At 66.1% G+C, this 15119-nt stretch carries 13 protein-coding genes; 9 read left to right on the top strand and 4 right to left on the bottom strand.

What is annotated here, in order from left to right; translation table 11 throughout:
• Positions 1–220 precede the first annotated feature (220 nt).
• From BG61_RS04835 to BG61_RS04800, 8 genes are all read left to right on the top strand, one after another.
• Entirely contained in the window at positions 221–2581 is a 2361-nt protein-coding gene (locus BG61_RS04835) for a DUF3141 domain-containing protein (RefSeq protein ID WP_051672281.1), read from the top strand.
• A gap of 42 nt (positions 2582–2623) precedes the next feature.
• Positions 2624–3562, top strand: a complete 939-nt coding sequence (locus BG61_RS04830) for a phosphate acetyltransferase (protein WP_035927023.1) — start codon at positions 2624–2626, stop codon at positions 3560–3562.
• Between the two features lie 4 nt (positions 3563–3566).
• Entirely contained in the window at positions 3567–4784 is a 1218-nt protein-coding gene (locus BG61_RS04825; protein ID WP_035927020.1) for an acetate/propionate family kinase, read from the top strand.
• Positions 4781–5563 (top strand): enoyl-ACP reductase FabI, encoded by a 783-nt coding sequence (fabI, locus tag BG61_RS04820; RefSeq protein ID WP_035927015.1) that lies wholly within the window; start codon positions 4781–4783, stop codon positions 5561–5563. The genes BG61_RS04825 and fabI overlap by 4 nt, the downstream gene beginning before the upstream one ends.
• 27 nt (positions 5564–5590) lie before the next feature.
• On the top strand, positions 5591–5845 hold the full coding sequence (locus BG61_RS04815; RefSeq protein WP_035927013.1) for an RNA-binding protein: 255 nt from the start codon (positions 5591–5593) through the stop codon (positions 5843–5845).
• A 168-nt stretch (positions 5846–6013) separates the two neighbouring features.
• Entirely contained in the window at positions 6014–6838 is an 825-nt protein-coding gene (gene ppk2 / locus BG61_RS04810; protein ID WP_035927010.1) for a polyphosphate kinase 2, read from the top strand.
• 187 nt (positions 6839–7025) lie between these two features.
• Complete coding sequence (locus tag BG61_RS04805; RefSeq protein WP_051672280.1) at positions 7026–8741, top strand: SulP family inorganic anion transporter; 1716 nt, start codon at positions 7026–7028, stop codon at positions 8739–8741.
• Positions 8741–9454, top strand: coding sequence for a potassium channel family protein (locus BG61_RS04800; RefSeq protein ID WP_051672279.1), 714 nt, complete (start codon positions 8741–8743; stop codon positions 9452–9454). The genes BG61_RS04805 and BG61_RS04800 overlap by 1 nt, the downstream gene beginning before the upstream one ends.
• Before the next feature lie 47 nt (positions 9455–9501).
• On the opposite strand, the gene BG61_RS04795 is transcribed toward BG61_RS04800, so the two are convergent.
• The 4 genes from BG61_RS04795 to BG61_RS04780 all read right to left on the bottom strand — a co-directional run bounded on the left by BG61_RS04795 (position 9502) and on the right by BG61_RS04780 (position 13981).
• A complete protein-coding gene (locus BG61_RS04795) occupies positions 9502–10812 on the bottom strand; it encodes a DUF445 domain-containing protein (protein WP_035927004.1) in 1311 nt (436 codons plus the stop codon).
• Positions 10812–11654 (bottom strand): poly(3-hydroxyalkanoate) depolymerase, encoded by an 843-nt coding sequence (gene phaZ / locus BG61_RS04790; RefSeq protein ID WP_035927211.1) that lies wholly within the window; start codon positions 11652–11654, stop codon positions 10812–10814. The genes BG61_RS04795 and phaZ overlap by 1 nt, the downstream gene beginning before the upstream one ends.
• A gap of 73 nt (positions 11655–11727) precedes the next feature.
• Positions 11728–13437: an alpha/beta fold hydrolase gene (locus BG61_RS04785; protein WP_035927001.1), complete on the bottom strand. Its 1710-nt coding sequence runs from the start codon at positions 13435–13437 to the stop codon at positions 11728–11730.
• A gap of 22 nt (positions 13438–13459) precedes the next feature.
• On the bottom strand, positions 13460–13981 hold the full coding sequence (locus BG61_RS04780) for a MaoC family dehydratase (protein ID WP_081867979.1): 522 nt from the start codon (positions 13979–13981) through the stop codon (positions 13460–13462).
• 85 nt (positions 13982–14066) lie between these two features.
• Between BG61_RS04780 and BG61_RS04775 the strand changes: the two genes are divergently transcribed.
• Positions 14067–14984, top strand: a complete 918-nt coding sequence (locus BG61_RS04775; RefSeq protein WP_035926998.1) for a LysR family transcriptional regulator — start codon at positions 14067–14069, stop codon at positions 14982–14984.
• Positions 14985–15119 lie beyond the last annotated feature (135 nt).

Genomic DNA, 15119 nt, shown 5'->3' with positions numbered 1-15119 from the left:
TGATCGCGTGACCGGCGCGGTCTGTCTCCTGCGGCAACTTGCCGCGTCATTGTTCAAGAATCCGCGCGTAGTGCCTGCACTGCATGCTTCGATGTAAACAATCGTCTCGAGTTCGGCTCGCGGGATGACATCGCCGGGGGGACTATGTAATATCGACTCACAGCGCAATCGTGCCAGCCGCGCGAAAGTCGATCGAGTCAACCAACCCGGAGTTTTCGCCATGGACGCACGAGCCCAGCTTGCGCGCAGTCAGGACGTCGCTGCGAAGGCAGCCAAGGTACTCAATAAGCGCGTACAAACGACGCAAGAGAAATTCACGCAGCGCGTGAACGAAGCGAAGTCGAACTATGCGATCGACCCGTTCGCCGCCGCCGCGGCCGCGATGAATCCGGCAAGCTGGTACGGCTACGCCGTCGACGCGACACAGCGTTCGGTCCTGTTCTGGCACACGCTCTGGCAGCGCGGCAACAACTTCATCGAGCACACTGCGGAGGGCCTCAAGCCCGTTCTTCATTTCGAATACGAAACCGTGCTCGACGGGCGCTCGTTCGATCGCCCGGTCAACTACGCGCTCTTGCGCATCACGCCGCCCGCGGGCGTCACGGTGGATCCGTCGCTTCGGCCGTATCTCATCATCGATCCGCGTGCGGGCCACGGCCCCGGCATCGGCGGCTTCAAGGACGATTCGCAGGTGGGCGTGGCACTGCGCGCCGGGCATCCGGTGTATTTCGTCATCTTCTTTCGCGATCCTGAGCCCGGCCAGACCTTGCTCGACGTCTGTCATGCGGAGCAGCTCTTCGTCAAGAAGGTGCGTGAACTGCACCCGGACAGTGCGAAGCCCGCGCTCATCGGCAACTGCCAGGGCGGATGGGCGGCAATGATGCTCGCGGCTTCCGATCCCGAGGACACCGGCCCGATCGTGATCAACGGCGCGCCCATGTCCTACTGGGGCGGCGCATGGACGGAAGGCGAGGGCGACAATCCGATGCGCTATGCGGGCGGCATGCTGGGCGGGTCGTGGCTCGCATCGCTTACGGCCGACATGGGCAACGGCAAGTTCGACGGCGCGCATCTCGTGCAGAACTTCGAGAACCTGAATCCCGCCAACAGCCTGTGGGACAAGTTCTATCACGTGTTCGACAAGGCCGACACCGAGCCGCCACGCTTTCTCGAATTCGAGCGCTGGTGGGGCGGCTATTACCTGATGAATCGCGAAGAGATCGAATGGATCACGCGCAATCTGTTCGTCGGCAACAAGCTCTGGGGCGGCGACGTCAAGTCGTCGAGCGGCAATGCGTTCGATCTGCGCGCGATCCGCTCGCCCATCGTCCTGTTCGCCTCGATGGGCGACAATATCACGCCGCCGCAACAGGCGTTCAACTGGGTGGCGGACGTCTACGGCAGCACCGAGGAAATCAAGGCGAGCGGTCAGGTGATCGTCGGGCTGCTGCATGAGAACGTCGGCCATCTCGGCATTTTCGTTTCCGGCAAGGTGGCAAAGAAGGAGCATGCGCAGATCGTCTCGGTGTTGAAGACCATCGAAGGGCTGCCGCCCGGTCTCTATGGCATGAACGTCATGGAAACGCGCGGCCCGGGTGGCGAGACCGAATACGAAGTCGAGTTTCGGGAGCACCGCCTCGAAGACATCACGGCGCGGCTCAACCGGTTTCAGCGCATCGACGAGAAGGCGTTCGAAGCGGTGGCGGAGGTGTCGGATTTCAACCAGCGGGCCTACGAATTGTTCGGCCGGCCGCTCGTGCAGGCGATGTCGAACGACGGCACGGCGCAACTGCTGCGGGCGTTTCATCCGCTGCGGTTCCAGAACTGGTCGGTGTCGCGCTTCAATCCGTGGCTCTCGTGGCTCGCGCCCGCCGAACAGGCGGTCAAGGCGAATCGCCAGGCGCTCGACGAGAACGATCCGGCGCGCCGGGCCGAGCATTTCGGCGCCGAGATGATCAGCGCGTCGCTCGACTACTACCGCGGCATCCGCGACGCAATGACCGAGGCGGCCTTCTTCACTGTCTACGGCAATCTGTATGCGCGTGATCATGCCGCCGAGCCAGCCGCGCAGACGAATGCCGCCGACCGCAAGATCGATCCGCTCGAGCTGCCGGTGGTCCGCGACGCGCTCGCGGCCATCGAGGAAGGCGGTTATGTCGAGGCGCTCGCACGCGCGGCGTTTTTGCTCAAGCGCGAGGGCGAGCCGTTGCCGCTGTCACGGCTGGAGTTGAAGCAGGAACTCGTGTCCGATTACGCAGAGTATTTGCCCGGCCTGCCGCCGTATGAATGGCGGCGCATTCGCGGTGAACAGGAACTCATCGCGCGCTACGAGCCGGATCGGGCGGTCGAGACGCTCTCCACGCTGCTGCGCGATCACGCTGACCGCGAGCGGCTGCTCACGCTGCTCGACAAGCTGATGGCCGACAAGCGCGTGCAGGACACGTCGCCGACGACGGAGCAACTGGCGATGCTCGAGCGTATCCGGAAGGTGCTGGCGGGCAACGCGCCGAAGGCCGGCAAGGCGGAGAAAGCCGAGAAAGCGGAGAAGACGCGCCGCCCCGCGACGGCCGGACGCGCCTGAAGCCGATCACAATGCCACGTCGTCGATGACTAGGGAGCCTTGATGGAAGCGAAACACGCTAAATACCAGCGTCTGATCGACTATTGCAAGACGATTCCGCCCACGCCCACGGCCGTTGTCCATCCGTGCGACGAGACGTCTCTGGAAGGCGCGCTCGAAGCGTTCCGGCTCGGTCTGATCGTGCCCGTTCTCGTGGGGCCGCGCGAGCGGATCGAAGCGGTCGCCGCCGCGTGCGGCGCGGACGTGTCCGGCGTGGAGATCATCGATGCGCCGTACAGCAACGCAGCCGCCGAGACCGCCGTGCGCCTCGTGCGCGAAGGCAAGGTGGAAGCGCTGATGAAGGGCAGCCTGCACACGGACGAGCTGATGGCGGCCGTCGTCAAGCGCGACACCGGTTTGCGCACGGCGCGGCGCGTGAGCCACTGCTTCGTCATGGACGTGCCGGGCCGCGCAGAGGCGCTGATCATCAGCGACGCGGCCGTCAACATCGCCCCGACGCTCGAGGAAAAGGCGGACATCCTGCAAAACGCAATCGATCTCGCGCACGCGCTGCAGATCGACGAGGTGCGCGTGGCGATCCTCTCGGCGATGGAAACCGTCAACCCGAAGGTGCCTTCCACCGTCGAGGCGGCGGCGCTCTGCAAGATGGTGGACCGTCATCAGATCACGGGCGCGCTCGTCGACGGGCCGCTCGCGCTCGACAACGCCATCGATATCGAAGCGGCGCGCATCAAGAAAATCGATTCTCCGGTGGCGGGGCGGGCCAACGTGCTCCTCGTGCCTGATCTCGAAGCGGGCAACATGCTCGCGAAGAGTCTGTCGTTTCTGGCCGGGGCGGACGCCGCGGGCATCGTGCTCGGCGCGCGGGTGCCGATCATTCTGACCAGCCGCGCCGACTCCCTTCTGACGAGGCTCGCTTCGTGCGCGGTCGCGGCGATGGTCGCCAAGGCCCGCCGCGAAGGCGCAAAGGTGATGGGGTGACACCGTGGCCGATGTGATTCTCGTGCTCAACGCGGGCTCGTCGAGCATCAAGTTCAGCGTGTTCGACGCAGCAGACGACGCCCTGCCGCTCCTGCTGCACGGCCAGATCGAAGGGCTCTACACGGCGCCGCGCTTCAAGGCCGAAGACGCGCAGGGTGTATGCATTGGCGTGAACGTCTGGGAGAGCGGCGTCGAACTGGGACATGGCGGCGCGATCGCCTACCTGATCGATTTCCTGCGCAATCATCGCGGCGACCACACGCTCGTGGCGGTAGGCCATCGGGTGGTGCATGGCGGGGTGAGCTTCACGCAGGCGGTGGTCGTCACCGAGGACGTCGTCGCGACTCTCGGCAAGCTCGCACCGCTCGCGCCGCTGCATCAGCCGCACAATCTCAAGCCCATCGACATCCTCGCGCAGTTGCGCCCGGACCTGATGCAGGTGGCCTGCTTCGATACGGCATTTCATCGCGGGCAGCCGGAAGTGGCGCAGGCGTTCGCGCTGCCGGTTTCCATCACGTCGCTCGGCGTGCGGCGCTACGGCTTTCACGGGCTGTCATACGAATACATTGCCAGCGTGCTCGCGCAGTTCGATCCGAAGGCGGCCGCCGGCCGTACGGTCGTCGCGCATCTCGGCAACGGCAGCAGCATGTGCGCGATGGTGGGCGGGCAGAGCGTGGCGAGCACGATGGGCTTCACCGCCGTCGACGGCCTGCCGATGGGCACGCGCTGCGGCAGTCTCGACCCCGGCGTGATCCTGTATCTGATGGACGAACTCGACATGGACGCGCGCGCCATCGAGGACCTGATCTACCGCCGCTCGGGGCTGCTCGGCGTGTCGGGCATATCGAGCGACATGCGCGCGCTCCTTGCAAGCGACGATCCGCGTGCGCGTCAGGCCGTCGCTCTGTTCGCGTACCGGATCGGGCGCGAGCTGGGATCGCTTGCGGCGGCGGCAAACGGCATCGACGCGCTCGTCTTCACCGCGGGCATCGGCGAGCACGCGCCCGCGATACGCGAGAGCGTCTGCCGCGACGCTGCGTGGCTCGGCATCGAACTCGATGCAGCGGCGAACGAGGCGGGCGGCCCACGCATCAGCACGGCATCGAGCAAGGTGTCCGTGTGGGCCATCCCCACCAACGAGGAACTGATGATCGCGCGCCACACGCTGAACGCAGCGAAGGGCGCGCGTCCCCCGACCGAACTTCGAGGAGCGTCGTCATGACGGAGCCAGCACCGAGCCAGATCCTGAAAGGAAAGAAAGCACTGGTTTGCGGCATCGCCAATGAATATTCGATTGCATACGGATGCGCGAAGGCGTTTCGCGAACTGGGCGCCGATCTCGCCATCACCTACGCCACCGAGAAGGCCAAAGGATACGTCGAGCCGCTCGCGCGCGAACTGGAGGCGCCCATCTTCATGCCGCTCGATGTCGCGCAGCCGGGCGATCTCGAAGCCGTCTTCGCGCATATCGGGAAGGAATGGGGCTCGCTCGACATGCTGGTGCATTCCATCGCGTGGGCGCCCATGCAGGACCTGCAGGGAGGCTTGCTGAACTGCTCGGCGGAAGGTTTCGCGAAGGCAATGGATGTGTCGTGCCACTCCTTCATACGAATGGCGCGCCTGGCCGCGCCGCTGATGAAGGATGGCGGAACGATGTTCACGATGAGCTATTACGGCGCGAACAAGGTCGTCTCCAACTACAACGTGATGGGGCCGGTGAAGGCGGCGCTCGAAGCGTCGGCGCGTTATCTGGCGTACGAGCTCGGACCGCAGGGCATCCGCGTGCATCCGATATCGCCCGGGCCGCTCAAGACCCGCGCGGCGTCGGGGCTGAAGGACTTCGACCTGCTCCTCACCGAAGCCGCGGAACGCGCGCCGCTCGGCGAACTGGTCGACATCATGGACGTGGGGTTCACCTGCGCCTATCTCGCGACCCCCTATGCAAGGCGGTTGTCGGGCGAGACCGTCTATATCGACGGTGGCGTGCACATCATGGCGTAGCCATCGCGCATTACTGGAGCAAGCACCATGACCCGCCTTTTTCTTGGCAACATCGAGCCCGGCACGTCGGACGACGAGATCCGCGCGTTTCTGCAGAGGTACGGATTTCCGTCGTTCGATGCGATCGAACACGAGCCGGGCGACGGTTCGCGGCCGGCCGTCCTTGTGACATTCGAGGGCGCCGATCCGACTGCCATCGGCAAGCTGCAGCAGCGTATCCACAACATGCACTGGAAGAGCCGCAAGCTCACCGCGCAGCTTCTGAGGGATGGCTTTGCGTGACGCGAAGTGTTTGTCGATCGTTCCCCACGCAAGGATGAGACCAAATCCAACAAGCATTCGACTAGCGGAAGACGCGGCCGCCGCGGTGACGTTCGCCGCGCAACACAACGCGTAAACGGCGCTGCCTATACTGTTCTGATCGAATGCAAGCTGTCCCGGAGTAAAACCATGGCTGTCGATGTGAAGAAAAGTGCAAAAGACAAGGGTCCCGAAGCAGGGGACCGGATTTCGGCCAAGGAGTACGACAAGGAGCTTGCGCGCCTTCACGTCGAACTGGTGAAGCTGCAGCAATGGGTCGTGCACACCGGCGCGAAGGTCTGCATCGTATTCGAAGGACGTGACGGCGCGGGCAAGGGCGGTACGATCAAGGCGATCACCGAACGCGTGAGTCCGCGCATCTTTCGCGTGGTTGCGCTGCCGGCGCCGACCGAGCGCGAAAAGACGCAGATGTACGTGCAGCGCTATTTGCCGCATTTTCCCGCCGCCGGTGAAGTGGTGATCTTCGACCGCAGCTGGTACAACCGCGCAGGGGTCGAGCGGGTCATGGGTTTCTGCACTGAAGATCAGGCGCACGCGTTCCTGAAATCGACGCCGCTCATCGAGCGGGCGATGATCGGTTCCGGCATCATCCTGATCAAGTACTGGCTCGAGGTCAGCGAGGAAGAGCAGACGCGCAGGCTCGAAGCGCGCATCACGGACGAGCGCAAGACGTGGAAGCTGACAGGCATGGATCTCAAGTCGTATAGCCGCTGGTACGACTATTCGCGTGCGCGCGACGAGATGTTCGCCGCGACCGATACCGAGCTGGCTCCGTGGTTCGTCGCACGCTCCGACAACAAGAGGCGGGCGCGCCTGAATATCATCAGTCACTTGCTGAGCCGTATTCCGTACGAGTCGATCCCGCGCGAAAAGGTATCGTTGCCGAAGCGGCAAAAGGCCGGCAACTATCGCGATCCGAACTATCCGTTCAAGTACGTTCCCGAGCAGTTCTAGAAGAACCGTCGCCCGTTCGTGTGCCGCCAGCGGGACGCGTTCGGGTGTGCCGCGCGTGAAGGGTTGACCCGTGGTTCGCGCGCATGTGGTCTTCACCGCTCATTCTCCCGCATAAGTTCAACCGGGCTCAGTCAGCATTCAATCATCCGCCGCAGGTGCGGCGGAGCCGTCGTTTTCCGGAAGACCCATGCGCAAGTCTGATGAAACATCCAGCCGCCCTGTGCGAAAGGCCGGACCGCCCGTGCTGGACTGGTTGTTCCACTACGAAAGACAATGGGCAAGAGCCGACGCGACCGCCGGGCTGACCGCCGCCGCCGTGGTCATTCCCAATGCGCTCGCGTACGCGAGTATCGCCGGATTGCCCGTGCAGGCGGGCCTGTACACGGCGTTCGTGCCGATGGTGATCTATGCCGTGCTCGGCACGTCGAGGCCGCTGAGCGTCAGCACCACGACGACCCTCGCCATTCTCGCGGCGGCCGCCCTCGGTCATGCGGTTCCTGACGGGAACCCCGCGGCGTTGCTTGCCGCGACGGCGACGCTCGCGGCCATGGTCGGATGCATGCTCGTGCTTGCAGCGGTACTGCGGCTGGGATTTCTGGCCAACTTCATTTCGGCACCCGTGCTGACCGGTTTCAAGGCGGGCATTGCGATCGTCATCATCGCCGATCAGGTTCCGAAGCTGCTCGGCATTCACTTTCCGAAGGGATCGTTCCTGCACAACGCGCGCGCCATCGGCGAAGGGATCCCGCACGCGTCGCTGACAACGGTCGCGCTCAGCGCGGTGTGCGTGGGCGCGCTGCTTGCGATGCGGCGCTTCCTGCCGCGTGTGCCGGCGCCGCTCGTCGTGATCGCCTGCGCGGTGGCCGGCGTGGGGCTGTTCGGCCTCTCCGCTCATGGCGTGCAGACGGTCGGCCACGTTCCGACCGGATTGCCCTCGCTGACGCTGCCCGACCTGTCGCTGGCCGGGCAACTCTGGCCGATGGCGCTGGGCATCGCGCTGATGAGTTTCACGGAGACCGTCGCGGCCGGCCGCGCCTTCGTGCAGGGCGGAGAGCCCACGCCGGCCGCGAACCGCGAACTGCTCGCGACCGGTCTCGGCAACCTCGGCGGTGCGTTTCTTGGGGCGATGCCCGCCGGCGGCGGAACGACCCAGACCGCGGTGAACCGGCAGGCGGGCGCACGCACGCAGGTGGCGGCACTGGTCACGGCCGCCGTGGCCCTGGGTTGTATGTTGCTGCTCGCGCCCGTCATTGGCCTGATCCCGCATGCGGCACTGGCCGCGGTGGTGATCGTGTACTCGTCGGGGTTGTTCGATACGGCGGAGTTCCGCGCGATCCACAGCGTGCGCCGCACGGAATTCGTGTGGGCACTCGCGGCGCTCGCCGGTGTCGTGCTGCTCGGCACGCTGCACGGCATTCTGGTGGCGATCGTCGTTTCGCTCGCGGCGCTCGCGTACCAGGTCTCGGACCCGCCCGTGCACGTTCTGGTGCGCAAGCGCGGCACCAACGTGTTCCGCCCGAAGGCTGAGGCGCATCCCGAGGACGAGTCCTTTCCCGGCATGTTGCTGCTGCGGCCGGAAGGGCGCATCTTTTTTGCCAATGCCGAACACATCAGCCACAAGATGAGGCCGCTGATCGACGAGGCGAAGCCCGCAATCGTGGTGCTCGATTTCGGCGGCGTGTTCGATATCGAATACACCGCGCTGCGGATGTTGATCCAGGCCGAGCAGAGGTTGCGGCAGGCGGGGGTCTCGCTTTGGCTCGTGGGACTGAACCCCGGCGTGCTCGCGATGGTGCAGCGCTCCCCGCTCGGCGAGACGCTGGGCCGCGAGCGAATGTTCTTTAACCTGGAGCAGGCGGTCGCCCACGAACAGGCGCGCGCGGTGGACGAGAAAGTCGGGTGATGAGGCGCATGCGATGGTGGCGTGATCGTACGGTGCGCATGCGTATCGGCAGCATGGCGGCGCTGCTGATCCTGCTGGTGCTCAATGTGTTCGTGGTTCCGTTCGTTGCCGCGCCGGAAGGCGTCTTCTCGCGGCTCGCGCGGGATGTGCTCCTTTCGCTGATCCTGCTGAGCGGGGTGGCGGCGGTGTCGGAGCATCGTTCGCAATTCGTGGTGATCCTGTGCGTCGCCGCGGCGGCGATGCTGCTGCGCTGGTCCGGATGGCTCTTTCCGACCGGTGGCGCACCGGTACTGCTCGACGAGTCGGTGCCGTTTTCGCTCGGCATCCTTGGCGCTGTCATCGGCATCAATGTATTCAGCGGCGGCGTGGTGACGATCGACCGCATTCTCGGCGCGGTCGCGCTTTACGTCCTGATTGGCATCGTGTGGGCCAATGCGTATCAACTGGTCGGCGTGCACGTGCCTGACGCCTACGCGGGCATGCGCGGCGCCGGCGATCCCGCCGATCCGACCATCTGGATCTACTTCAGCTTCGTGACGCTCACGACGGTCGGCTATGGCGACCTCACCCCGCTCGCGCACGCTGCGAAGTCGCTCGTCATCATCGAGGCGCTGATCGGCCAGCTTTATCCCGCGATCGTCCTCGCGCGGCTCGTCTCGCTGCGCGCCGCGAGCGAAGAGCACGCGACTCAAGGGCCGCGTTCACCTCGCTGAACGACGCGCCTTCCTTCCGGATGGCGCCGGGCCCGCCCGACGGGTCTTCACCGCGCCACGAGCAGCGCCGCCGCGTGCAGCATGACGCCCGCGATGCCGCCCACCCACGTCCCGTTGATACGGATGTACTGCAGGTCGCGACCGATCTCCGCCTCGATCCTCCGCCCGGCGTCTTCGGCGTTCCAGCCTTTCACGACGTCGGTGATCAGCGCCGGAATGTGGTGCCGGTAGCGGCAGGCCATCGCGCGGGCAAGGCCGAGCCACCACGCGTTGAGCCGGCGCTGGATCGCGGCGTCGTCAGCCAGCCCCTTGCCGAGGGAAACGAGCGCGCCGGCGATCACGTCGGCCAGGATCGAATGCTCGCGGCTTGCGTCGGCCAGCACGCGCGCTCGCGTGCGCTCCCATAGCGCGCGGCAATGACCCTCGTTCCTGACATGGCGGACGCAATCGCGCATCAGCGTGCGGCCGGCCCGGCGGCAGTCGTCGGACGTGCGCAGGCGCGCGGCCAGGTCCTGCACGGCCCGATCGAACTGAAGGCGAAGCTCGTGATGCGGATTCGCGGCGGCCTCGCGAAGCAGCGCGACGATGCCTCCGACAAACCGGTCGACGATATAGGTGTCCAGACGCCCGGGCGTGTATTTCGACACCTCGCTGAACTTGGCCTTGAGGAGGCCCTCGTTTGCCGTGACCCAGCGCTCCATGCCGGCGAGCGCGCGATCCAGCAGCCACTGGTGGCGCCGTCTTTCGGTTACGGCGCCCAGCACGCCGGCGGCAAGACGGGACGCGTCGAGCCTGCGCAGGTGCGGCAGGACCGCGCGTTCCACGCTTCGCGCAAACTGCGCGTCTTCGATTCCGTCGATCAGCGCGGGAACCGATTCAGCGATGGCCGCCGCGGCCTGCCGGCTGTTGCCCGGATCGGCGAGCCACACGCCGAGCGACTTCGCGGCATTGTGCCCGCGCAGTTTCCCGACGATGTTCCGCGACGTCAGAAAATGCTCCGCGACGAAACGGCCGAGGCTCTCGGCGATGCGCTCCTGATTCCGCGCAATGATGGCCGTGTGCGGGATGCGCAGCCCGAGCGGGCGCCGGAACAGCGCGACGACGGCGTACCAGTCGGCGATCGCTCCAACCGCTGCCGCCTCCGCGAACGCGCGGCACCAGTGCAGCCAGGGATGGGCCGCCTCGAACGCGGCGCTCGCGAACAGCAGCGCGAGCATGATCGCCAGCATGAAGGTCGCTGTCGTGCGCATGCGTTGCAGCGCGACGCGCTTTTCCTCGTCGCGCGTGGCAGCGCGTGCGTCGGCCGCGGTATCGGATGCGGCCGGCGAGCCGCGTTCCCCGTCCCCCGGCACGAACATCAGGACGCGTCCTCCCGCAGGAACTGGCGCACCACGGGCGCGACGTCGTTCGCCCGCGCGACGAGAAAGAGGTGCCCGTCGTCGATCACGTACAGCGACGCATCGGGAATCCGCGCGGCCAGAATCTTCGCGTTGGTCAGGGGGACGATCGGGTCGTCGTTGCCGTGCATGACGAGCGTCGGCTGCTTCAGGCGTCCGAGCCACGGCAGGCTGCTCCAGCCCCACGCGGCCAGCAGCTGATACACGTAGCCGCGTCCGCGCGGCGGCTGGATGTGCCGGCTGTGCTCGCGCAGCAGCCCGGCATCGTGCCGGTACGCGCCGCCGTAGAGATCTGCGCCGATGCGCTGCAGGTACTCCGGGTCGGTGTAGCGGCGCGGCCCGATCAGCTTCGCAAGCACGGACAGTTTGGCGGGCACCATGATGACGCCCGGCGACGTCGCCGCCAGCACCAGCCTGCGGCAGCGCGCCGGATGAAGCAGCGCGAACTGCTGCGCGAGCGCGCCGCCCCACGATACGCCGAGCACGTCGACCGGTCCGTCGTAGCCGAGGCGCGACAGCAGTTTGTCGGTGAGCGCCGCGAGCGTCGAGAAGCGGTAGGGCGCGAGCGGCACGGGCGAGCCGCCGACACCCGGGATGTCGAAGACCACGATTTCCGCGTCTTCCATTGCTGCCGCAAACGGCTCGACCAGTTCGAGGTTCGCGCCGATGCCGTTGAATACGACGAGCGGCGGCGTCGCGCCATTGCCGCGCCGGATGCCGACGCGCAGCAACTGGCCGTCGATATCCACGACGCGCGTCTTCAGGCTGCTGACGACGTCGGGGCGGGTCTCTGCTTCTGTCATCCTGAAATCCTCCGATTGATTGACGGGCGCCGCGATTGCCGGTCTTCCGGCAATCGCGGCGCCGCACGCGGCGTCACGCTTCGGTGACGTACCGGCCGGGCGCGGCGACACCCGCCGGGTGCCGTTCGCTGCCGAGCGACGCGGGCGCGCTCTGCTTGTCGCCGGAACGCTCGGCGAGCCACTCGCGCCAGTGGCTCCACCATGAGTCCGGCACGCTCTGCGCGCCGGCGAGCCATGCGTCGGGATCGGCGCACAGTTCCGGATTGACGAAGAACTTCGCCCTGCGGTTGCCGGGCGGATTGATCAGGCTCTGGATATGGCCGCTCGAACTCAGCACGAACTCGGTCTTGCCGCCGAACGCGCGCGCGGTGTTGAAGACGCCCTTCCACGGCGTGATGTGATCCGTGACGCCCGCCACCACGTACTTGTCGCACGTGACCTCCGAGAGATCGACCGGCGTTCCGAGAATGCTCAGCTCGCGAGGCCGGCTGAAGAGGTTCTGCGTGAAGATATCGAGCAACTGCGCGTGCAGCCGGGCGGGCAGGCGCGTGGTATCGCTGTTCCAGTAGAGGACGTCGAAGGCCGGCGGCGCGTTGCCCATCAGATAGTTGTTGACCCAGTAGTTCCACACCAGATCGTTGGGGCGCATCCAGGCGAACACGCGGCCCATCTCCGAGCCTTCCAGCACGCCCCTGGCCGCGCTGCCCTGCTTGGCCGCGGAGATCGTCGGCGGCGTGGCGAAAAGGCCGATCTGCGAATCGACGGTGTTGTCGAGCACTGCCACCATCAGCGTGGCGGAATGCACCGCGCTTTCGCCGCGGCTTGCGAGGTGGCCGAGCAGCGCCGCAATCGTCATCGCGCCGGAGCAGGCGCCATGCAGGTTCACGTCGGCGCTGCCGGTGATCTCACGCACCGCGTCGATCGCCTCGATCAGCGCGGCGACGTAGGTATCCAGATCCCAGTCGCGCTGGGCCGCGGTCGGATTGCGCCAGCTCACGGTGAACACCTGGAACTCGCTTCGCACCAGATACTCGACGATGCTCTTTCCTTCGCAGAGGTCGAAGACGTAGAACTTGTTGATCTGCGGCGGGACGATCAGGTGCGGGCGCGCGTGAACATCGGCGGTGGCGGGCGTGTACTGGATGAGCTCCAGCACCTCGTTGCTGAACACGACGGCGCCCGGCGACGTCGCGAGATTCCGGCCGACCTCGAACGCGCGCTTGTCGACCTGGGCGGGCATGCACTGGTTCGTGAGCGTGTCCGAGAGCGCGTTGCTCAGTCCGCAGACGAGGCTTGCACCGCCGGATTCGAGCATCCTCCTGAGCGCGGCCGGATTGCCTGCGAGGGTGTTGGTCGGCGCGAGGGCGTCGGTGACGAGCGACGTCACGAATTGCGCGCGCTCCTTGCTCCTGTCGTCCAGAGCCGAGCGGTCGACGAGGTCCGCCAGCGCGTTTCGCCACGCGAGGTAGCCCTGCAGCGAGAGGCGGTACAGCGGATTGTCGCGCCATGCCGGATCGGCGAAGCGCTTGTCGGCTCCGGCGAGCGTCGCAGGCGCCACGCCGGACCACGCGAGGCTCAGCATGCGGGCGAGCACGCCGTCTTCGCCGAACATCAGCGCGGGCTGCCGGAGCGCCTGCACGCCGACCTGTCCGGCGGCCGTGAAAACATCCTGCGTACGCAATCCGATGAACGGGTTGGGCCCGAGCATGCCTTCGGCGGCGCGGGCCGCGACATCATCGGGTGCGCCGGGTTGCCGTGTGCCGGCGTCGGTCGGGGTGGTCATTGCAATCTCCTCGTGGGGTTCATCAGGCGACGAGCATCGCGAGGGCTTCGGCGATCAGCGCCGGGCGCGCTTCGCCGTCTATCTCGAGCCGGTTTTCCGTCGTTACCAGCACGCGGCCGTCGCCCTTCGGCTCGGCGGCGACCAGCGTCACGCGGTTGCGAACACGCGCGCCGGCGCGCACCGGCGCGATGAAGCGCACCTTGTCGAGCCCGTAGTTCACGCCGGTCCGGGCGTCGGCGGGCATGAGTCCCGCCTGCATCGACAGCGCCGCCACGAGCGACAGCGTCAGATAGCCGTGCGCGATCGTGCCGCCGTACGGGCTCTCGCGGCGCGCGCGCTCGACATCGACATGGATCCACTGGTGGTCGCCGGTGCAGTGCGCGAACGCGTCGATGCGCGCCTGGTCGACGGGCATCCAGTCCGACACGCCGAGTTCGCGCCCGACGAACTCGTGCAGCGTGGCGAGGCGGTAAGCTGGGATTTCGGTGGCGGGCCCGGTATCCTGTTGCGCGGCCGATCGCGCTGTGAGAAGTGACGTCGTCATGGGTTGTGTCTCCGTGTTTGTCGTTTAGCGCGACATGTCAACAGGATTAGTCTTATAAGTAAAATGAACTGATATCATCGGTGACATGCACAAGATTAATGTCAAGACGTTCGACCTGAACCTGCTGGCGGTCTTCGTGATGCTCTGGGAGACGCGCAGCGTGACCCGCGCAAGTGAGCGTCTGGCCTTGACACAGCCTGCCGTGAGCCACGCGCTGCGGCGCCTGCGCGACGCGCTCGGCGACGAGCTGTTCGTGAGCGCCAAAGGGGGCCTCGTGCCGACCTCGCGCTGCGAGACGCTGATCGCGCCGGTGCGCGAAGCGCTCGGGAAGATCGAAGAGGCGCTTCTGGACGAAGAGACGTTCGTTCCGTCGCTTGCCCGGCGCGAGTGCAATATCGCGGCGGGCGACCTCGTGGAGTTTTCGATCGTCCCGCGGCTCGTCGAGCAGATCGCGCAGCAGGCGCCCGGCATCATCGTCCGGCTCGGGGCCGTGCCGGATGAAGGGCTTGCCTGTCAGCGCCTGGAATCGGGGGAACTGGATTTCGTGATCGGCGGTACGCCGCTCAAGGGCCTGGCGATCCACAACGAGACGCTCGCGAAGATCGATCTCTCCACGCTCATCTGGAAGCGCGAGAACCTGACCAGGAAGCGCTTTCCGCTCGCGCTCTACGTGAAGCGGCCGCACGTCGTGATCAGGATGCCGGAGCGTCAGGGAACCATCATCGACCAGGTGCTTGCGCAGCGCGGCTTGCAGCGGCAGATCGGCGCGGTGGTGCAGAGCTTCATGGCGATGCCGATGGTGGCCGCCCGTACCGGCTATATCTGCAATTTTCCGACCCGCATGGCCGGAATGTTCGCCGATCTGTTCGATCTGAGCGTGCACGAACTGCCGATCGATTTCGACGCTTCACCGCTGTTCATTTCGTGGCACAAGCGCTTCGATGCCGATCCTGCGCACGCGTGGCTGCTCGCGCAAATCCGCGCTGTCGTATCGGCCGACTGATCCGTCGCGTCCTTCTTTCCCTCCTCGCTTCCGCGCGCCCCGCGCCTTCTGTTTTCCCGTCCGATCTTCCGTCTCCCGCGTCCGTCCGGGCTGCCTCGTTACGCATAAATCCCGTGCATGGGTCGGATGAGAACA

Source organism: Caballeronia glathei (assembly GCF_000698595.1).
Taxonomy (GTDB): Bacteria; Pseudomonadota; Gammaproteobacteria; order Burkholderiales; family Burkholderiaceae; genus Caballeronia; species Caballeronia glathei.
This window is presented reverse-complemented; position numbering and strand designations above follow the sequence as displayed.

Coding starts and splice junctions, on each gene's coding strand:
- phaZ (WP_035927211.1), bottom strand. CDS start 11,654: ATGACAGAAGCAGAGACCCGCCCCGACGTCGTCAGCAGCCTGAAGACG.
- BG61_RS04775 (WP_035926998.1), top strand. CDS start 14,067: ATGCACAAGATTAATGTCAAGACGTTCGACCTGAACCTGCTGGCGGTC.
- fabI (WP_035927015.1), top strand. CDS start 4,781: ATGACGGAGCCAGCACCGAGCCAGATCCTGAAAGGAAAGAAAGCACTG.
- BG61_RS04795 (WP_035927004.1), bottom strand. CDS start 10,812: ATGTTCGTGCCGGGGGACGGGGAACGCGGCTCGCCGGCCGCATCCGAT.
- BG61_RS04780 (WP_081867979.1), bottom strand. CDS start 13,981: ATGACGACGTCACTTCTCACAGCGCGATCGGCCGCGCAACAGGATACC.
- ppk2 (WP_035927010.1), top strand. CDS start 6,014: ATGGCTGTCGATGTGAAGAAAAGTGCAAAAGACAAGGGTCCCGAAGCA.
- BG61_RS04830 (WP_035927023.1), top strand. CDS start 2,624: ATGGAAGCGAAACACGCTAAATACCAGCGTCTGATCGACTATTGCAAG.
- BG61_RS04835 (WP_051672281.1), top strand. CDS start 221: ATGGACGCACGAGCCCAGCTTGCGCGCAGTCAGGACGTCGCTGCGAAG.
- BG61_RS04815 (WP_035927013.1), top strand. CDS start 5,591: ATGACCCGCCTTTTTCTTGGCAACATCGAGCCCGGCACGTCGGACGAC.
- BG61_RS04800 (WP_051672279.1), top strand. CDS start 8,741: ATGAGGCGCATGCGATGGTGGCGTGATCGTACGGTGCGCATGCGTATC.
- BG61_RS04805 (WP_051672280.1), top strand. CDS start 7,026: ATGCGCAAGTCTGATGAAACATCCAGCCGCCCTGTGCGAAAGGCCGGA.
- BG61_RS04785 (WP_035927001.1), bottom strand. CDS start 13,437: ATGACCACCCCGACCGACGCCGGCACACGGCAACCCGGCGCACCCGAT.